This window comes from Pseudomonas sp. FFUP_PS_473 (assembly GCF_002858665.1).
GTDB classification, from domain to species: domain Bacteria; phylum Pseudomonadota; class Gammaproteobacteria; order Pseudomonadales; family Pseudomonadaceae; genus Aquipseudomonas; species Aquipseudomonas defluvii.
Window position 1 is genome coordinate 17,544 of the sequence record NZ_PJQQ01000003.1, and the last position, 18,305, is coordinate 35,848.

General features: G+C 60.7%; 17 protein-coding genes. 3 read left to right on the forward strand and 14 right to left on the reverse strand.

The features are described from left to right. Positions 1-97: 97 nt before the first annotated feature. The 13 genes from CYD26_RS02640 to CYD26_RS02700 form a co-directional block, all read right to left on the reverse strand. Entirely contained in the window at positions 98-1,708 is a 1,611-nt protein-coding gene (locus CYD26_RS02640; protein ID WP_065759914.1) for a methyl-accepting chemotaxis protein, read from the reverse strand. A gap of 167 nt (positions 1,709-1,875) precedes the next feature. Then, the gene (locus CYD26_RS02645) at positions 1,876-2,280 is read right to left on the reverse strand and encodes a TraR/DksA C4-type zinc finger protein (protein ID WP_065759913.1); all 405 of its coding nucleotides are present in this window, start codon (positions 2,278-2,280) and stop codon (positions 1,876-1,878) included. A 335-nt stretch (positions 2,281-2,615) separates the two neighbouring features. Continuing rightward, positions 2,616-4,283 carry a NahK/ErcS family hybrid sensor histidine kinase/response regulator gene (locus CYD26_RS02650; RefSeq protein WP_102051745.1) on the reverse strand — a complete coding sequence of 556 codons (1,668 nt, stop codon included), beginning with the start codon at positions 4,281-4,283 and terminating at the stop codon, positions 2,616-2,618. Then, positions 4,267-5,430, reverse strand: coding sequence for an alcohol dehydrogenase-like regulatory protein ErcA (gene ercA, locus CYD26_RS02655; RefSeq protein ID WP_065759911.1), 1,164 nt, complete (start codon positions 5,428-5,430; stop codon positions 4,267-4,269). The genes CYD26_RS02650 and ercA overlap by 17 nt, the downstream gene beginning before the upstream one ends. A gap of 129 nt (positions 5,431-5,559) precedes the next feature. Beyond that, entirely contained in the window at positions 5,560-5,631 is a 72-nt protein-coding gene (pqqA, locus tag CYD26_RS02660; protein WP_009394664.1) for a pyrroloquinoline quinone precursor peptide PqqA, read from the reverse strand. 259 nt (positions 5,632-5,890) lie between these two features. Beyond that, positions 5,891-7,411 carry an aldehyde dehydrogenase family protein gene (locus CYD26_RS02665; RefSeq protein WP_102051810.1) on the reverse strand — a complete coding sequence of 507 codons (1,521 nt, stop codon included), beginning with the start codon at positions 7,409-7,411 and terminating at the stop codon, positions 5,891-5,893. Between the two features lie 204 nt (positions 7,412-7,615). Next, entirely contained in the window at positions 7,616-8,389 is a 774-nt protein-coding gene (locus CYD26_RS02670; protein WP_065759910.1) for an enoyl-CoA hydratase, read from the reverse strand. Positions 8,390-8,403: 14 nt separating this feature from the next. Beyond that, a complete protein-coding gene (locus CYD26_RS02675; RefSeq protein WP_065759909.1) occupies positions 8,404-9,531 on the reverse strand; it encodes an acyl-CoA dehydrogenase in 1,128 nt (375 codons plus the stop codon). 8 nt (positions 9,532-9,539) lie between these two features. After that, entirely contained in the window at positions 9,540-10,733 is a 1,194-nt protein-coding gene (locus CYD26_RS02680) for an acetyl-CoA C-acyltransferase (RefSeq protein ID WP_102051746.1), read from the reverse strand. 16 nt (positions 10,734-10,749) lie between these two features. Continuing rightward, positions 10,750-11,517: an SDR family NAD(P)-dependent oxidoreductase gene (locus CYD26_RS02685; RefSeq protein WP_102051747.1), complete on the reverse strand. Its 768-nt coding sequence runs from the start codon at positions 11,515-11,517 to the stop codon at positions 10,750-10,752. A gap of 11 nt (positions 11,518-11,528) precedes the next feature. Further along, the gene (locus CYD26_RS02690) at positions 11,529-13,181 is read right to left on the reverse strand and encodes an acyl-CoA synthetase (protein ID WP_065759906.1); all 1,653 of its coding nucleotides are present in this window, start codon (positions 13,179-13,181) and stop codon (positions 11,529-11,531) included. Between the two features lie 115 nt (positions 13,182-13,296). Further along, positions 13,297-14,313: an AraC family transcriptional regulator gene (locus CYD26_RS02695; RefSeq protein WP_065759905.1), complete on the reverse strand. Its 1,017-nt coding sequence runs from the start codon at positions 14,311-14,313 to the stop codon at positions 13,297-13,299. A 70-nt stretch (positions 14,314-14,383) separates the two neighbouring features. Continuing rightward, positions 14,384-15,247 carry a LysR substrate-binding domain-containing protein gene (locus tag CYD26_RS02700; protein ID WP_065759904.1) on the reverse strand — a complete coding sequence of 288 codons (864 nt, stop codon included), beginning with the start codon at positions 15,245-15,247 and terminating at the stop codon, positions 14,384-14,386. A gap of 112 nt (positions 15,248-15,359) precedes the next feature. Here CYD26_RS02700 and CYD26_RS02705 point away from each other — a divergent pair, with 112 nt between their 5' ends. Then, complete coding sequence (locus CYD26_RS02705) at positions 15,360-16,469, forward strand: 2-aminoethylphosphonate--pyruvate transaminase (RefSeq protein ID WP_099775320.1); 1,110 nt, start codon at positions 15,360-15,362, stop codon at positions 16,467-16,469. 48 nt (positions 16,470-16,517) lie between these two features. Beyond that, on the forward strand, positions 16,518-17,345 hold the full coding sequence (gene phnX, locus CYD26_RS02710; RefSeq protein WP_065759902.1) for a phosphonoacetaldehyde hydrolase: 828 nt from the start codon (positions 16,518-16,520) through the stop codon (positions 17,343-17,345). Between the two features lie 38 nt (positions 17,346-17,383). Here phnX and CYD26_RS02715 read toward each other — a convergent pair whose 3' ends face one another. Next, positions 17,384-17,938: an NADPH-dependent FMN reductase gene (locus CYD26_RS02715; RefSeq protein ID WP_065759901.1), complete on the reverse strand. Its 555-nt coding sequence runs from the start codon at positions 17,936-17,938 to the stop codon at positions 17,384-17,386. A gap of 147 nt (positions 17,939-18,085) precedes the next feature. On the opposite strand from CYD26_RS02715, the gene CYD26_RS02720 reads away from it, so the two are divergent. Next, positions 18,086-18,304 (forward strand): hypothetical protein, encoded by a 219-nt coding sequence (locus CYD26_RS02720; RefSeq protein ID WP_065759900.1) that lies wholly within the window; start codon positions 18,086-18,088, stop codon positions 18,302-18,304. The last annotated feature ends 1 nt before the right edge of the window (position 18,305 follow it).

The following is an 18,305-nucleotide window of genomic DNA, read 5'->3' on the forward strand; positions in this document are numbered from 1 at the left end:
CATTAGCAAACTAACGATAGGGCCATGATAAAACCCGTTCCTCTCGGGAAAAAGCTATCGCCTGCATAGCAGTTTTACATCAGCCGCAACAAAACACTCAGCCCACAGCCGCCACCTGCGGCTTGTAACCCAGGCGAAAGCCACCCCAATGACGCCCATGAACCTCAATGGGCACAGACAGATCATGCATCAGCTCACCGGTATCGCGGGTGTAGGTCTGCAACAAAACAGCCTGTTGGTGGCTGCCACATCGAATGCCTGTCGGGTCATCGAACTTGCGCTTGCTGCGATTATGCGCAGTATCAAGCGCTTCATCGCCGGTCAATGGCTGATTGAACGCTGCGTTGTGCGTTGGCACATAACCCTGTTGCGTGCAGGCAATGGCAAACACCAAGCCTTCGTGCTCTTTCAGCAAAGGCTCCTGGATGGCCGGCAGAACCTGGTCAGTGTACTGGTCAAAGCGCGTGCGATAACGCACGGGCCGAGTACCGGGGATCGCCTGATAGTGCCGATCAAACAGATCATCCAGACTGATACGGCCTTGTGCGACATCGGCCTCAAACTGCCTGGCCATTTTCTGCGCCCCCTCGCGCGCCAGGTCGTAGATGCGCTGGTGATACTCGTCCAGGCCGACCTCAGCCAAGCGCTCACTGATGCTCTCGGCCTGCCCTTCCATTTGCACCGCAGCCTTGGCCAGTTGCCGGGTCTGTTGGTCGCTGACCTGCAGGTCGCTGCGCATTTGCTCGACAGCGCGGAACAGGCTGTCGAGTTGGCCCAGGTTGGTTTCTGTACCTTGGGCAATCTCGCTGATCTGCTGCTCTACGCCCGCGGCCAGCCCGGCAATGCTGTCGAGTTGCTCACCGGTGTGCTCCACCTGATCGACCCCCGTGTGCAGGTCATCGGACAACTCACGAATCTGCTCCACGACCTGGGCCGTGCGTTGCTGGATATCAGCAACCATCAGCCCGACCTCTTCAGTCGCCGTTGCCGTTCGCCCGGCCAAGCCGCGCACCTCATCGGCAACGACCGCAAACCCGCGCCCATGCTCACCGGCGCGAGCAGCCTCGATAGCCGCATTCAGGGCCAGCAAGTTGGTCTGACTGGCAATGGTGTGAATCACCAGGGTGACCCGCGCAATGTCTTCACTGCGCTGATGCAAGGCCTCGATCAACTCGCGACTCTCGCTGGCACGGGCACTCAACTGATGCATCCGCTGGATCGACTCTGCAAGCACCGAACGCCCGGCAGCACTGCTCTGGTGTGCTTCACGGGCGGCAGCCAAGGCCTGCTGGCTGAGGTGCGAGGTCGCTTGCTCAGTATCGATCATGACGTGTGCGCTACTGACAATCTGAGCGGCTGAAGCAAGTTGCGATTGCAGCTTGCCGGCCAGTTGCTTCACAGAAAATGCCACACCCGCTGCCGACAAGGCGTTATGACTGGTAGTTCGCGAAAGATCACGGGTCAGCTCAGTGAGCGGATCGACTGCCCGATGCACTTCATCCGGTTCGCGCCGGCGAAAACGCGGCAGCACCAGGGTCAACAAGGCCAGTGGCGCGCAGACATAGAACGACAGCCCGGCAAATGCCATCGCGGCCAACAGCACCAGCAGTACCAGACTTTGCAGCGCGACCCCCGCCCACCCCTGCCTGGCAATGGGTGAATGGCGCGGTGTTAGCATGGCCTCTGGCAGAGATCCTTCTCGCATCATGGTTCAAGCTCCATAGACACTGTCGTTTTTGTGACGCCATTAAACGCCACTATAAAGCCATTATCTATGCTTCCTTGGACCTAATACGACTGTGCTTGATACAGGACAAGAAACGCAAAGGCCCCGGGGTTTGATCCCTGGGGCCTTGAGCTACACCCGTACTGACGTCAGATCTGACGCTGGTGCTTGTCGATCTGCTCGTGGCGTTCTTGCGCTTCGATGCAGTACTTGGTGGTCGGGCTGATAAGCAGACGCTTCAGGCCGATTGGCTCACCACTGTCATCGCACCAGCCGAAGCTTTCGTCGGCAATTCGGCCCAGTGCCATCTCCAGCTGTGGCAGCAGGCGCTGATCACGTTCGATGGCGTTGACCAGCCAATGGCGCTCTTCTTCGACCGAGGCAGCGTCGGCAGGATCGGCAGGCGAGTCCAGGCTTTCAATGGCTACACGGCTCTGTTCGATACGCTCCTGGGTTTCGATCTTCATCGACTGCAACAAGTCGGTGAAGAAGGCCAGTTGCTCGGCATTCATGTAGTCATCGGCCGGCATGGCCAGCAACTTTTCCTTTGTCATTGATTTCTCTATAAAAAATACGTGCATTAAGGCGAATCGGGTGCTGCTCGCGACGAGCGCGCTCAGCGGAATTCTTCAAGCACCATCCGGCACTCAATTTACAGGGGGCGGCAGTCTAAGGCCGAGATTCGTACTCAGCAACATAAAAGACAGTGGATGCACCCGAAAAAACCAAGGGTCATACTCACCTGATGGCCCGAGAGCGCAGGCTTTATAGCAAATAAAAGGGCTAGCCGGCGTACTGCAAGAGACAAACGGCAGCACCCGCCCCCGGCTCCCGGGAACCAACCGTTCAGATACTGTAACAATTTCTTGTGCATTCACGTGAATGCACACTACCCCAACAACTGACTCAACACTGCACGCAACTTGCCCGGTTTCACCGGTTTGCTCAACAACGGAGCCCCAAGGCGCTGCATCGCCAGACGGCTCTGATCGCTACGATCAGCAGTGATCATCACCGCGGCAATCGGCCGCCCAAAGTGCGCCCGCAGGTCCATGACCACATCACAGCCTGTTGTTCCGTGGTCGAGGTGGTAGTCCGCCAGGATCAGCTCCGGCTCACGCCCCTGAAGCACCTCCAGCGCGCTCTCACGGTCTGTAGCAGTCAGCACCTCACACCCCCACTGGCCAAGCAACGAGGCCATGCTCTGGAGAATGCTCAGCTCGTTGTCCAGCACCAGCAAACGGCGCCCCGGCAATGGATTGCCGATACTGGGTTGCGGCAACACGGCTGCCGCCGGTGGGCGTGGCAAATCGTGGGTCAGCGGTACATCAATGCTGAACACCGAGCCGCGCCCCGGCCAGGAACGCACACGCACCTGGCAGTCGAGTATGCGGGCAATACGCTCGACAATCGCCAACCCCAGGCCAACCCCCTTGCGATCAGCCGCACGACCAACGTCGAGCTGATTGAACTCCAGAAAAATCGACTCCAGGCGATCGGCTGCAATCCCCCTACCGCTATCCCACACCTCAAGTCGCAGGTAATGACCACATCGCCTGGCCCCCAACAACACACGTCCGTGCTCGGTGTATCGGCAGGCATTGCTGAGGAAGTTGCGCAGGATCCGCGTCAACAAGCGCAAATCGGTATGAATCACCCGCTGACCGCTACGCACCCGCAAGCTCAGCCCTGCCGCCTCCGCTACCGGCTGGAACTCCGACGCCAATGGGGCCAACACCTCATCGAGGCTATACAGGTCAAGGTCCGGCTTGATCGCGGCCTGGTCCAGCCGGGAGATATCGAGCAAATCGGTAAGCAGGTCTTCGGCGCCTTCCAGCGCCTGATGAGCGCGTTCGACCAACACCTGCTCGGTGGCCGGTAGAGGTCGCTCACGCAAGGTAGAAATCAGCAGCCGCGCCGCATTCAATGGTTGCAACAGGTCATGGCTGGCCGCAGCCAGATACTTGTCCTTGCTACGGTTGGCGGCCTGGGCCGCATCGCGAGCCTCAATCAATTCATTGGTACGCTCGGTGACGCGCTGCTCCAGTTCATCGTTGAGCTGTTGCATGCGCTCTTGAGCCTGCTTGCGCTCGGTAATATCGGCAACAAAGCCCTCCACCAGGCCCTCTTCATCCGGTCGACGCAGCAGGTTCATCAGCACGTCGATACTGCTGCCATCACGGCGACGCAACTGTGTCTCATAGCCCAGCAAGGCGCCGTCGCGCTGCAACACCTGGGTAATTTGCAACAGCTCCGTCGGCCCACCGACAAACAAATGCCCTCCCAGGTCTCTGCGAGCAAACAACACAGCCTGAGGGTCCGAGTAACCCAGCATACGTGCCAATGCCGGGTTCGCGGCACGCAGGCCATCGTCCAGGCTGGCCTGAAAAATCCCGTGTACCGCGTGCTCGAACAGCCACTTGTAACGATTGCGCTCGGCCTCCAGCTCCTCCAGCCGCACGGCCAACTCCGGGTAGTGGCTCTTGCGAACGGTGTGGTTGCTCAGCCCTAACAGCCCGGCAAGGGCATCGGCCCGAGGTTCAGAGGGCCTCGCCATACACCACCTCGACATCACGCAAGCTCGAGGCACGCGGGTTGGTCAGAATGCATGGATCATCCATGGCATGCTGCGACAGGAACGGGATATCCGACAGGCCAACACCGTGCAGGCCAAGGGTTTCATGGAAGCCCACCGCATGCTTGAGGGCAATCAGGTGCTCAACCAGCCGCTGGCGAATCTGGTTGTGGTTCAAACCGCGGCAATCAATACCGAGGGTCTCGGCGATCACTTTGAAACGCTCGGGGGCGGCGCTGTAGTTGAAGGCCACGACGTGCTCAACCAACACCGCATTGCACAAGCCATGCGGCAGGTCGAGAAAACCGCCCAGGCTATGGGACATGGCATGTACCGCCCCCAGGATGGCGTTGGAAAACGCCAACCCGGCCTGCATGCTGCCCAACATGATCTTCTCGCGCAGGGCGATATCGCCGGGGTTGGCGATCATCTGCACCAGGTGGCCGTTGATCAGGCGCATCGCTTCCAGGGCATGGGGATCGGTCAGCGGCCCGTGGCCGGTAGAGACAAAAGCCTCGATGGCATGCACCAACGCATCGATACCGGTGCAGGCGGAAAGGAATGGGTCCATGCTCAGGGTGGTTTCCGGGTCGATCAACGACACATCCGGCACCACTGCCTTGCTGACGATGGAGAATTTCATCCGTTCTTGCTGGTTGGAAATGATCACGAACTGCGAGACATCCGCCGAGGTGCCGGCCGTGGTCGGGATCAGGATCAGCGGCGGGCTCGGCACGCGAATGGTATCGACCCCTTCAAATTCCAGAATATGCCGCCCATGCGCGACCACGATGCCAATGCCCTTGGCGCAATCCATTGGGCTACCGCCACCGACGGCGACAATCACATCACACTGCTCACTGCGGTAACGCTCAGCGCCGGCCATGACCTCCTCGACCCGAGGATTGGGCGACACGTCACTGTACAGGCAGTACTCAATGCCTTGCTCACGCAGGCTGGCTTCGATATCAGCCACCCACCCCGCCACGATCACCCCAGGGTCGCTGACCAGCAACACCTTGCGTGCGCCAAAGGTCTTGGCGTAGTTGGCCACATGGTGCCGACAGCCGGCGCCGAAGATGATTTCCGGGGAGACGAACTTACGCAACTGGCTCAGGTTCGGGCTCATGCAACGCCTTCTTGTTTTTTTTAAGATAGCGCCAGCCTAAAGCATCGGACCGGGATTGCAATCAGACCGTCAAGGTCGTCGAAGATAAGCCGCGCCGGTCACTGCAACCAGTGACCGGCGGGAGAAGGATCAACGGTTGGCGAAGTACATCGTCACTTCAAAACCAATACGCAGATCAGTGAACGCAGGCTTTTTCCACATAGCTCGATCCTCTTCTAGCACCACAGGATTGCGGTGATTTCATTAAACACTTGCCCTGCAAACCACGCCTCCTACTTTGGGAGCAAATGGCGCAGCGCTTTGGTGCCATACCCTCAACAAGCCCTTCAGATACGCCGCGCACACGCGAGCGCCCTGCCAAGGGCAGATCCCGTCAAGCGAGCACTGAGTGGAGCACAAAAAAGCAGCCGCTGAACACTGACAGAAATGCCAGGTATCCAGCGGCTGAAAGGGACGTGAATTAGAAGAAGCCCAGCGGATTGATGTCGTAGCTCACCAGCAGGTTCTTGGTCTGCTGGTAATGGTCGAGCATCATTTTGTGGGTTTCACGGCCAACGCCAGACTTCTTGTAACCACCAAATGCGGCATGGGCCGGGTACAGGTGGTAGCAGTTGGTCCACACGCGACCGGCCTTGATCGCGCGGCCCATGCGGTAGGCACGGTTGATGTCACGGGTCCAGACGCCAGCACCGAGGCCAAACTCGGTGTCGTTGGCAATCGCCAGGGCTTCGGCCTCGTCCTTGAAGGTGGTCACACCAACGACAGGGCCGAAGATTTCTTCCTGGAACACCCGCATGCCATTGTGCCCCTTGAGCAGGGTCGGCTGGATGTAATAGCCCTGGGACAAATCACCGGCCAGACGCTCGCGGTCACCACCGGTGAGCACCTCGGCGCCTTCTTCGCGGGCGACCTGCATGTAGGAGAGGATCTTTTCGTACTGCTGTTCTGAAGCCTGGGCGCCGACCATGGTTTCGGTGTCCAGCGGATTGCCGCGTTTGATCTGGCCGATCTTCTTCATCACCGCGACCATGAAGGGCTCGTAGATCGACTCCTGAACCAACGCCCGTGATGGGCAGGTGCAGACTTCACCCTGGTTGAAGAACGCCAGCACCAGGCCTTCGGCAGCCTTTTCGATGAATGCAGGTTCGGCCTGCATGATGTCCTCGAAGAAAATGTTCGGCGATTTCCCGCCCAGTTCCACTGTAGACGGAATGATGTTTTCGGCAGCACATTTGAGAATGTGCGAGCCCACAGGGGTGGAGCCGGTGAAGGCGATCTTGGCGATGCGCTTGCTGGTGGCCAGGGCCTCACCCGCTTCACGGCCAAACCCCTGAACGATGTTCAACACGCCCGGTGGCAACAGGTCGCCAACCAGCTCGGCCAGCACTGTAATCGACAGCGGCGTCTGCTCAGCAGGCTTGAGCACGATGCAGTTACCGGCGGCCAGCGCTGGCGCGAGCTTCCAGGCCGCCATCAGCAGCGGAAAGTTCCACGGGATGATCTGCCCGACCACACCCAACGGCTCGTGGAAATGGTAAGCCGTCGTAGTGTCATTGATCTCGGCGGCGCCACCCTCCTGAGCACGGATGCAGCCGGCAAAGTAACGGAAATGGTCAGCGGCCAAGGGTACGTCGGCATTCAGGGTTTCACGGATGGCCTTGCCATTGTCCCAGGTTTCGCTGATGGCAAGCACTTCCAGGTGCTGCTCGATACGGTCGGCAATCTGCAGCAGAATCCGCGAGCGGTCCTGCACCGAGGTTCGCCCCCAGGCATCGGCAGCGGCATGGGCCGCGTCCAGGGCACGGTCGATGTCGGCCGCATTGGAGCGAGGAAACTCCGCAATCAGTTGGCCATTGACCGGCGAGCTGTTGCTGAAGTACTGGCCGCTCAACGGCGCAACGAACTCACCGCCGATGTAGTTGCCATAACGGGGCTTGAAACTGACAAGGGCATCTGGGGTGCCGGGTGCTGCGTAAATCATGCGCAAACCTCTGCTGATCGAGGCCTGCCGAAGGGCAGGCAGTGGTTCGATCTTAGCCAGCAGGTCGATAGCCGCGAATGAGCCGTTGGCAGCGGGCGGCTCATTATTTGGTAGTAGGTCTGGGAGGCGTCGTAGCACCTTGGCAAGGCCTGGCTCCCACCGCCCAATGTGTGCGGAAGCAGGCCTTGCCGGCGAGTTGGTGCCTTAACGGTCCTTGAACTGTGCTTCGCGCTTGGCGATGAAAGCCGCCATGCCTTCTTTCTGGTCTTCAGTGGCGAAGGCAGCATGGAACACGCGACGCTCGAAGCGCACACCTTCGGTGAGGTTGACTTCAAAGGCGCGGTTGACGCTTTCCTTGACCATCATGGTCATCGGGATCGATTTGCTGGCGATAACGGCAGCGACCTTCAGCGCTTCGTCGAGCAACTCCGCCTGAGGTACGACACGGGCAACCAGCCCCGCACGCTCGGCCTCTTCAGCGCCCATCAGGCGACCGGTCAGGCACAGTTCCATAGCCTTGGCCTTGCCTACGGCGCGCGTCAGGCGCTGCGTACCGCCCATGCCCGGCAGCACACCCAGGTTGATTTCCGGCTGGCCGAACTTGGCGTTGTCAGCGGCAAGGATGAAGTCGCACATCATCGCCAATTCACAACCGCCACCCAAGGCGAAACCGGAGACGGCAGCAATGATCGGCTTGCGGCGATTGGCGATACGGTCAGCGTCGCTGAACAGGTCATCGACGTAGATCTGCGGGTAACGCAGGTCGGCCATTTCCTTGATATCGGCACCGGCAGCAAAGGCCTTCTGGGAGCCGGTAAGCACCACGCAGCCGATGTTCGGGTCGCGTTCGAGCTGGTCCAGCGCCTGGTTGATCTCACTCACGATCTGCGCGTTCAGGGCATTGAGCGCCTGCGGCCGATTGAGGGTGATCAGACCGACCTTGTCACGGATGTCCAACAGGATGGTTTCGTACGTCATGCAAACGGCTCCCTTCAAAGATTACGCGCAATGACCATGCGCTGAATGTCGCTGGTGCCTTCGTAGATCTGGCAAACCCGCACATCGCGGTAGATCCGCTCCAGCGGGAAGTCGCTCAGATAGCCATAACCGCCCAGGGTCTGCAAGGCATCGGAGCAGACCTTCTCGGCCATTTCCGAAGCAAACAGTTTGGCCATCGAGGCTTCCACCAGCGCCGGACGCCCTGCATCACGCAAGGCTGCGGCATGATGCACCATCTGCCGCGCCACGGCGATGCGCGTTGCCATATCGGCCAGACGGAACGCGACAGCCTGATGCTCGATCAACGGTTTGCCGAAGCTTTGCCGCTCGCGGGCATAATCGCGTGCCACTTCAAACGCTGCGCGGGCCATACCCACCGATTGCGCGGCAATGCCGATGCGCCCGCCCTCCAGGTTCGCCAGCGCAATCTTGTAGCCTTCGCCCTCCTCGCCGAGGCGGTTGGCCACCGGCACGCGGACGTCATCGAAAACGATCTGGCAGGTGTCGGAGGCATGCTGGCCCAGCTTGTCTTCGACCCTGGCGACTTGGTAGCCCGGTGAATCCGTCGGCACGATGAAAGCGCTGATGCCGCGCTTGCCGGCTGCCGGATCCGTCACGGCAAACACGATCACCACACCGGCATTTTGCCCGGAGGTGATGAACTGCTTGCAGCCATTCAGTACGTAATGATCGCCATCACGGCGGGCGCGGGTTTTCAGGCTGCTGGCATCGGAACCGGCCTGCGGCTCGGTCAGGGCGAACGCACCGAGCATGGCGCCACTGGCCAGCGGGGTAAGGAACTGGGCTTTCTGCTGGTCATTGCCAAACTTGAGGATCGGCACACAGCCCACCGAGTTGTGCACGCTCATGATGGTCGAGCAGGCGCCATCACCGGCAGCGATTTCCTCAAGGGCCATGGCGTAAGCCAGGTAACCGGTGTCACAACCGCCCCACTGCTCCGGCACCAGCATGCCGAAGAAGCCCAGTTCAGCCATTTCGACCATGGCTTCTTTCGGGAAGCGGTGCTCACGGTCCCACTGTTCAGCAAAGGGCCGCAGACGCTCTTGGGCAAACTGCCGGGCGGCGTCGCTGATCTGCTGTTGTTCGTCATTCACTAACATGGTGGACCTCAATACAGGCATTCAACGGCCATGGCCGTGGCTTCACCGCCGCCGATGCAGATCGCCGCCACACCTCGGCGCAGGCCTTTCTGGCGCAGGGCCGAGAGCAGCGTGACGAGAATCCGCGCACCCGACGCACCGATCGGATGGCCAAGGGCGCAAGCGCCACCGTGGACATTGACCTTGTCATGGGGCAATTCGAGCGCTTGCATGGCAGCCAGGGTAACCACGGCAAAGGCTTCGTTGATTTCAAACAGATCGACTTCACCGAGGTTCCAGCCGGTGCGCTTCATCAGCTTTTCGATGGCGCCAATCGGTGCAACCGGGAACAGCGATGGCGTGTCAGCGAACGCTGCGTGACCATGGATCACTGCCAGCGGCTTGAGGCCACGTTGCTCAGCCTGGGAATGGCGCATCAGCACCAGCGCGGCTGCGCCGTCGGAGATCGAACTGGAGTTGGCCGCCGTTACGGTACCACCGTCACGAAAGGCCGGTTTGAGTTGCGGGATCTTGTCCAGGCGCGCCTTGGGCGGCTGTTCGTCATCACTGATCAGACGCTGTTCCTTGCCCACGGTGACTTCGACCGGAACGATCTCGGCGGCGAAGCTGCCGTCCTTGATCGCCTGCTGGGCGCGGGTCAGCGAGGCAATGGCAAAATCGTCCTGGGCTTTGCGACTGAAGCCATTCTTCTCGGCGCAATCCTCAGCGAAGGTGCCCATCAAGCGGCCCTTGTCGTAGGCATCTTCCAGGCCATCGAAGAACATGTGATCGATGATCTTGCCGTGCCCCATGCGATAACCGCTGCGGGCCTTGTCCAGCAGGTACGGCGCGTTGGACATGCTTTCCATGCCGCCGGCCACCACCACATCGGCGCTGCCGGCCAGCAGCAGGTCATGGGCCATGATCGCGGCCTGCATGCCCGAACCACACATTTTGTTCAGGGTTGTACAGGTAGTGCCCTTGTCCAGGCCGGCACCGAGGGCTGCCTGACGGGCCGGCGCCTGACCAAGACCGGCAGGCAATACACAGCCGAACAGCACCTGCTCGACGCTATCGCTGGCAATACCGGCGCGCTCTACGGCCGCACGGATGGCTGCAGCGCCGAGTTGCGGGGCCGTCAGGCTTTTCAGGTCACCCTGCAGCCCACCCATGGGGGTACGCACGGCGCTGACAATGACAATTGGATCGTTGGCGAGGGTCATGATGGTTACTCTCTGATTACTTGGCAGCCATGCGCAGCGCACCGTCGAGACGGATCACTTCGCCGTTGAGCATGCTGTTCTCGATAATGTGACGGGCGAGCGCCGCGTATTCCTGCGGACGCCCCAGGCGTGGCGGATACGGCACACCTGCAGCCAGCGAATCACGCACTTCCTGAGGCATGCCCGCCATCATTGGGGTCTCGAAGATGCCTGGGGCGATGGTCATCACGCGGATACCAAACCGCGCCAGTTCACGGGCCGCCGGCAACGTCAGGCTGGCGATGGCGCCCTTGGAGGCAGCATAGGCTGCCTGGCCGATCTGGCCATCATAGGCAGCGATGGATGCAGTGTTGATGATCACTCCGCGTTCACCCTCGGCACCGGCCTCAGTTTCAGCCATGGCCGCCGCAACCAAACGCAGCAAATTGAAGCTACCGACCAGGTTAATGTTGATCACCCGACTGAAGCTGTCCAGGCCGTGCGGGCCCTGTTTACCGAGGATCTTCTCGGCACCGACCACGCCGGCACAGTTGACCAGCCCGTGAAGGCTACCAAAGGCTTCAACTGCGGCATCCACAGCAGCCTTGGCGGCGGCTTCCTGGCTGATATCGGCAACCGCGTAACGTGTCTTGGGGCCAAGGGCCTGCGCCTTGGCCGCTACAGCCTCGGCATTGAGGTCGACCAGCATGACCTGGGCACCGGCCTCGATGAGCATTTCGGCGGTGGCCGCGCCCAGCCCGGAGGCCGCGCCGCTGACGATGAAGTTTTTATTGGCAATGTGCATGTTCGGGTTCCTCAGGCGCTGGCGGTCTGACCCAGCGCGGCTTGTTGTTTGGCGATTTCCTGATTGCGCAGGATGAAGCGCTGCAGCTTGCCGCTCGGGGTTTTCGGCAGCTCGCTGACAAATTCGATTTCACGTGGGTAGGCATGGGCATACAGGCGTTGGCGCACGTGCTGGCGCAGGGTTTCGGCCAGTTCGGGGCTGGCGCTGTGGCCATTCCCCAGCACCACGAACGCCTTGACCAGCTCAGTGCGCTCTGGGTCGGGTTTGCCGATCACCGCGGCCTCGACCACCGAAGGGTGTTCGATCAAGGCGCTCTCGACGTCGAACGGTCCAACCCGGTAACCGGAGGTGGTGATCACGTCGTCACTGCGGCCGACGAAGCTGATGCTGCCGTCGTCGTTCAACTCGACGGTGTCGCCACTCAGGTAGTACTTGCCGACAAAGGCCTTGGTTGGCAGGCCGTGATAACCCGCGAACCAGCACAGTGGTGACTGCTCACGGTCCACGGCGAGAATGCCTGGCTGCCCGGCAGGCAGTTCACGCTGCTGCTCATCCAGCACGACAATGCGATGCCCTGGAACGGCAAAACCTGCGGCGCCCATATGCACCTTGTGCGCAAGACCATGGTGATTGCACAGGACCATGCCCAGCTCGGTCTGGCCATAGTGGTCATGGATAGGCACATTCAACTGCTCGGCGAACCAGCGGATCACTTCTGGGTTGAGCGGCTCCCCAGCGCTACTGACCACCCGCAGGCAGCCCTTGATCGGCGCCGAAAAGTCCTCACCGGCAGCAATCAACATACGGTAGGCGGTCGGCGAACCGGCGAGGTTGGTAATGCCGTATTTCTTGATCACCTTGCAGGTGCTTTCAACGCTGAACGGGCCATCGAAGAAGGTCGTCGCGTGGCCCAGCGACAGCGGGCCGGTAACCGCATAGTAGAGCCCGTAAGCCCAACCCGGGTCGGCCAGGTTCCAGAAAGCGTCTTCCGGGCGCAGGTCGATGGCGTCGCGCATGTACCCCTGGAACGCGACGATCGCGCGCAGCGGCACTTCCAGCGGCTTGGCCGGGCCGGTGGTGCCGGAGGTGAACATCAGCAGAAACGGTGCGTCGGCGCTCAGCAGCACAGGCTCGCATTCACTCGCCGCAGCATTGAGTTCGGTATGGAAGTCGAGGTCGCCGGAGTCAGCCTGAGCGAGCACCGAGATAATCCGCGGGCAACCCTCGACGTCATCGAGCTTGCTGCGGTTGTTGCGGTCGGTGATCACCACCTTGGCACCGGAGCTTTCCAGTCGGTGCTCGATCGCCTTGGGGCCAAATGCGGTGAACAGCGGCTGGTACACCGCACCCAGGCGCCAGGTACCGAGTATCGTCACCAGCAGTTCTGCGGTACGTGGCAACAAACCCGCCACACGGTCGCCGGGGCCTACACCCTGAGCCTTGAGCACGTTGGCAAACCGCGCGGCGCGGGCCTGCAGATCGGCAAAACTGTAGTGCGTGCTGTTACCGTCACGGTCTTCGCAGTTCAACGCAATACGCCCGTCCTGGGCATGTCGGTCACAGCACTCAACACAGGCGTTGAGCGCCTCAAGGTTACCTGCAAGGGCCTCGTCGGCGGCCTGCTGATAGTTGAAGCTGCCCGCAGCCACGCTGTATTCACGCATCACCAGACTCCTCGTTTCTTATTTTTGGAATAAACGAATGATCTGTTGATAGTCGCGCTGGTCACTGCCTGCGGCAATGGTCAAAGCGCGCAATCTGGATGACTGGTTTGGCCACTCAGTCGGTCGGCAGAAGAATCAGGCTGCGGTAGTGCCCCGGGTTACTGCCGGTCCATTTGCGGAATGCCTTGTAGAACGAGCTGGTATCGGCAAACCCCAGGCGCGCGGCAATGTCAGCAAAACTGACGTCGGCTTCGGCCAACCAGGTGATCGCCAGTTCCCGGCGCACACTGTCTTTCAAGCCCTGATAGGTCTGCCCTTCATCGGCCAAGCGCCGCCGTAACGTCGAGGCGGAAATGCACAGGCGCTGGGCCAAGGCTTCGGTCTCGGGCCAGGCAGCAGCGGGCAGCGCGCGCAGGTCGTGGCGAATACGCCGCGCCAGGCTGGCCGGGTCGCGGTACTTGACCAGGATGTTGGCGGGCGCTTCGGCCAGAAAGCGCTGCAACTCATCGACGCTGCGCCTGACGGGAAGATCAAGGCACTCGGCCGCAAAGATCATCCGCGTGCGCGGGCGACCGAACTGCAGGTTCTCGGAAAACATCACCCGGTAGTCGTCGCAGAAGTCCGGCTCGGTACAGCGCAGTTCGATAGCCAGGATCGGAATACGCCGCCCTGCCAGCCAGCAGGCGACACCATGAACGATCATCCAGAAGGTGAAGTAGGTAAACGCCCGACGAGGTGCATCTTCAGGTTCGCCGACCACGATTTCGGCCAGGCTCTGCTGGCGCACCAACACCGGTTGCAGGTGCTCCAGCATCAATGACAGGAAGCTCAGCGCCGACTCCAGCGCGGCGCCCAGCGTGGGCTGCGCCATGGAAGAACGGCACAAAAATGCCAGGCTGCCGCTGCGCAAGCCGCGCGGGTCCATGCAGAAAAACTCATCGTGACAACGTCGCGCCAACAGCCGCCATAGCTGCGCATAGGCACTGGCCGGCACACGGGCATCGAGCTGGCCCAACTGCTGCGGGTCGATGCCGACCCGTTTGAGTACCTCGCTCGTGGCGCTGCCTGCTGCACAACTCTGCAACAGGGCCTCACGCACCAGTTGCATGGAGATCGTGTCTTTCTCCGTCATCGCTTGTACTTCACCTTCCCTTGAGGTTGCCGGTCGACATCTTAGAGCTCCGCCAGCGAAAACGCTCGTTTCAGCCCTGCTGTGCCAGGTCCAGAAATGCCCGTATCAGCCGAAGCTCACGGCGCCGTTCCAGACAACCCAGCATATGCTGGTTGATCAGCCCCGGGCCGGCAATCGGCCGGGCCACAACACGCGGGTCGTGGCTGACTTCGACCGAGGCGACAATGCCGATACCCAGCTCTGCCGCCACGGCTTCGGTCACTGCTTCGCGGCTATCCAGTTCCAGCAGGACCCTGGGCTGCACCTGCGCTTCGCTGCACGCCTGATCGAAGGTGCGCCGGGTAATCGAACTGGGCTCGCGCAGCACCATGATCTGTTTATCCAACTGGTCAATGGGCAACTGCGCAGTACTGGCAGCCCATTCATGCCCGGCCGGAATCAGTGCACAGATATGCGACGGCCCAAGGCTCTGCAAATACAGCCCCTTGCGCGGTTCCACCTCGGTCAGTACCGCCACATCGGCATGTTCGGACAACAACGCCGCAAGGGTTTCCTGAGCATTGCCCAGGCGCAGGTTGACCGTAATGCCCGGGTAGCGGGCGCGCAATTGCGCGAGCATCGGCATGACCCGGTGCGGGCCGTCTGCGGCCACTTCCAGGCGCCCGGTCAGCAACTGCCGGTTGGCTTCAAGCATCGCCTGGGCCTCTTCAGCCAGGCTGAACATGGCACGGGTGATCGCCGCCAGGCGGGTGCCCTCCTCGGTCAGTTCCACCCGGCGCGCCGTACGGCGCAACAAGGTGATCTGGTAATGCTCTTCAAGTGCCTTGATATGCCCGGTGACCGCTGGCTGGCTGATGAACAAGCGATTGGCGGCCCGGGTAAAACTGCCTTCACGGGCCACGGCATCAAAGGCGCGGAGCTGGAACAGGTTCATCAGTATCGGCCCCACTTATAGTTGGCATAACAACAAACAATTTGATTGATGGCGCGCGGAATTGCAACTTAAGCCCCGTACCTTCAGCCCACAGTTTGTGAGGACCACCACCATGAGTACTGCCGCTCCGATCCTGCTGACCCCTGGCCCCCTGACCACTTCGGCCCGTACACGGCAAGCAATGCTGGTGGACTGGGGCTCGTGGGACCGTGACTTCAACCAACTGACCGCCAGCCTGTGCCAACAACTGCTGGCCATCATCAACGGCGCCGGGACACACCATTGTGTTCCCCTGCAAGGCAGCGGCACTTTCGCCGTGGAAGCAGCCATCGGTACCCTGGTACCGCGCGACGGTAAAGTGCTGGTACTGATCAACGGCGCCTACGGCCAGCGCCTGGCAAAAATCTGCGAAGTACTAGGGCGCGCCTACAGCACGTTCGAAACCGCAGAAGACGAGCCGACCACGGCTGCCGATGTCGACCGCCTGCTGCAGGCCGACGCCAGCATCACCCACGTGGCGCTGATTCATTGTGAAACCAGTACCGGCATTCTCAACCCGCTGCCCGACATCGCCCGGGTCGTCGCCAACCACGGCAAGCGCCTGATCATCGATGCCATGAGTTCGTTCGGAGCCTTGCCGATCGACGCCAGCGAAGTGCCCTTCGATGCCTTGATCGCCGCTTCCGGCAAGTGCCTGGAAGGTGTGCCAGGCATGGGCTTCGTATTCGCCAACCAGGCATCGCTGGCCGCTGCCGAAGGCAACTCGCATTCCCTGGCAATGGACCTGCACGATCAACACAGCTACATGGCCAAGACCGGCCAATGGCGCTTCACCCCGCCCACCCATGTGGTCGCGGCCCTGCATGAAGCCCTGCTGCAGTACAACGAGGAAGGTGGCCTGCCCGCTCGTTATCAGCGCTACGCCAGCAACTGCAAAACCCTGCTCGATGGCATGGCCGCCATTGGCCTGCGCAGCTTCCTGCCGGCAGACATCCAGGCACCGATCATCGTCACCTTTCACGCCCCTCGTGATGCACGCTACGCCTTCAAAGACTTCTACGAGCGGGTCAAGGCCAAGGGGTTCATCCTCTACCCTGGCAAGCTCACCCAAGTGGAAACCTTCCGCGTCGGTTGCATCGGCTGTGTTGGCCCGGACGGCATGAGCGCCGCCGTCAACGCCATTGCCGAAGTGCTGCGCGAAATGGAAGTGCTGGATATCTGAAGCCGTTTTCAATCCGCCCGATGGCATGACCGATCAAGGAATTCACCGATGAACTACAAAAACCCAACACACCTGCAAGCCGCGATCCTCGACTGGGCCGGTACCGTGGTCGACTTTGGCTCCTTTGCACCCACGCAGATCTTCGTCGAAGCCTTTGCCGAGTTCGACGTCGAGGTTTCTATCGAGGAAGCCCGCGGCCCGATGGGCATGGGCAAATGGGACCATATCCGCACCCTCTGCGACCAACCGCAGATTGCCGAGCGCTACCGCAAGGTGTTCGGGCGCACCCCGACCGATGATGACGTGACCGCCATTTACCAGCGTTTCATGCCGCTGCAGATCGAGAAGATCGCCGTGCATTCGGCACTGATCCCCGGCGCGCTGGACACCCTCACCGGCCTGCGTCAGAACGGCCTGAAGATCGGCTCGTGCTCGGGCTATCCGAAAGTGGTGATGGACAAGGTGGTCGAACTGGCGGCAAAGAACGGCTATGTTGCCGACCACGTAGTGGCCACCGACGAAACCCCTAATGGACGCCCTTGGCCGGCGCAAGCGCTGGCCAACGTGATTGCCTTGGGCATCGACGACGTCGCTGCATGCGTCAAGGTCGATGACACCGTGCCAGGCATCCTCGAAGGCCGCCGCGCCGGCATGTGGACCGTCGCCCTGGTCTGTTCCGGCAACGCCCTGGGCCTGACCTACGAAGGCTATCGCGCCCTCGACCCGAACACGCTGGAAGCCGAGCGCAAACGCATTCATGCGATGTTCGAAGGTTCGCGCCCGCACTACCTGATCGACACTATCAATGAGTTACCCGGCGTGATCGCTGACATCAACCAGCGTCTGGCCCGAGGTGAGATGCCGCAAGCGGTTTGACTGCGCAGTGCCGGCTCCTGAAAGGAGCCGGCCTCACCTCAACGCTGATGCAGCGCGACCCAGCGCGCATAGCTGTCAATGAACCCCTGCAGAAACGGCCGGGTTTTCTCCGAAAGCTTGCCATGTTCATCGAACAGGCTCCCCGCCCCGCCTACATATGCCTCAGGCTGCTGCATGCAGGGCACGTCGAGGAACACCAGCGACTGGCGCAAATGATGGTTGGCACCAAAGCCCCCCACCGCACCCGGCGACACACTGATTACGGCGCCCGGCTTGCCGCTCCAGGCACTCTGCCCGTAGGGCCGTGAACCCACATCAATGGCGTTTTTCAGCACACCTGGGACCGAACGGTTGTACTCAGGTGTCACAAACAACAGTGCATCGCTGTTGCGAATCTGCTCACGAAAAGCCGTATAGGCAGCGGGTGGCGTGCCATCAATGTCTTCGTTGTACAGCGCCAGCCCGCCAATTTCGACAATACTCAATTTGAGACTGGGGGGCGCCAACTCGGCAAGCGCGCGAGCAACCTTGCGATTCAAGGACTCCTTACGCAGGCTGCCCACCAGCACCGCAACTGAATAGACCGGACTCATAGCGCTCTCCAACCTGAAAAACATAGGGAATTTTAGGTATAGACGATCAGTGCAGCTCCTCAGTTTTTTTCTACACTGGCAAAACTCCCCGCAGTTACAGCGGTCTATGGCTGACAGCGCATTTTTATTTCAGAGGTTGCACGTTAAATGACAGCAGTACTGGTCGGACAATTTCATGCACGGGATGCTGAAGGACGTATCTACCCTGTACATGAGTTCCAGGAATCTACCCTGCAGGCCGATGGAACTGCCGCCTCGCTCCCCGTTACCACCTACCGCCTGGCGATCGGTGACCGGGTCAACCACCTGGGTGAGGACCGCTTTGAACTGGTGCAAAGCGGTGTGGAGATCATCCGCATCCCCTGAG

Bases quoted from the DNA above. Each gene is read 5' to 3' on its own strand.
- CYD26_RS02640 (WP_065759914.1), bottom strand. From the start codon at position 1,708: ATGATGCGAGAAGGATCTCTGCCAGAGGCCATGCTAACACCGCGCCAT.
- CYD26_RS02645 (WP_065759913.1), bottom strand. From the start codon at position 2,280: ATGACAAAGGAAAAGTTGCTGGCCATGCCGGCCGATGACTACATGAAT.
- CYD26_RS02650 (WP_102051745.1), bottom strand. From the start codon at position 4,283: ATGGCGAGGCCCTCTGAACCTCGGGCCGATGCCCTTGCCGGGCTGTTA.
- ercA (WP_065759911.1), bottom strand. From the start codon at position 5,430: ATGAGCCCGAACCTGAGCCAGTTGCGTAAGTTCGTCTCCCCGGAAATC.
- CYD26_RS02665 (WP_102051810.1), bottom strand. From the start codon at position 7,411: ATGATTTACGCAGCACCCGGCACCCCAGATGCCCTTGTCAGTTTCAAG.
- CYD26_RS02670 (WP_065759910.1), bottom strand. From the start codon at position 8,389: ATGACGTACGAAACCATCCTGTTGGACATCCGTGACAAGGTCGGTCTG.
- CYD26_RS02675 (WP_065759909.1), bottom strand. From the start codon at position 9,531: ATGTTAGTGAATGACGAACAACAGCAGATCAGCGACGCCGCCCGGCAG.
- CYD26_RS02680 (WP_102051746.1), bottom strand. From the start codon at position 10,733: ATGACCCTCGCCAACGATCCAATTGTCATTGTCAGCGCCGTGCGTACC.
- CYD26_RS02685 (WP_102051747.1), bottom strand. From the start codon at position 11,517: ATGCACATTGCCAATAAAAACTTCATCGTCAGCGGCGCGGCCTCCGGG.
- CYD26_RS02690 (WP_065759906.1), bottom strand. From the start codon at position 13,181: ATGCGTGAATACAGCGTGGCTGCGGGCAGCTTCAACTATCAGCAGGCC.
- CYD26_RS02695 (WP_065759905.1), bottom strand. From the start codon at position 14,313: ATGACGGAGAAAGACACGATCTCCATGCAACTGGTGCGTGAGGCCCTG.
- CYD26_RS02700 (WP_065759904.1), bottom strand. From the start codon at position 15,247: ATGAACCTGTTCCAGCTCCGCGCCTTTGATGCCGTGGCCCGTGAAGGC.
- CYD26_RS02705 (WP_099775320.1), top strand. From the start codon at position 15,360: ATGAGTACTGCCGCTCCGATCCTGCTGACCCCTGGCCCCCTGACCACT.
- phnX (WP_065759902.1), top strand. From the start codon at position 16,518: ATGAACTACAAAAACCCAACACACCTGCAAGCCGCGATCCTCGACTGG.
- CYD26_RS02715 (WP_065759901.1), bottom strand. From the start codon at position 17,938: ATGAGTCCGGTCTATTCAGTTGCGGTGCTGGTGGGCAGCCTGCGTAAG.
- CYD26_RS02720 (WP_065759900.1), top strand. From the start codon at position 18,086: ATGACAGCAGTACTGGTCGGACAATTTCATGCACGGGATGCTGAAGGA.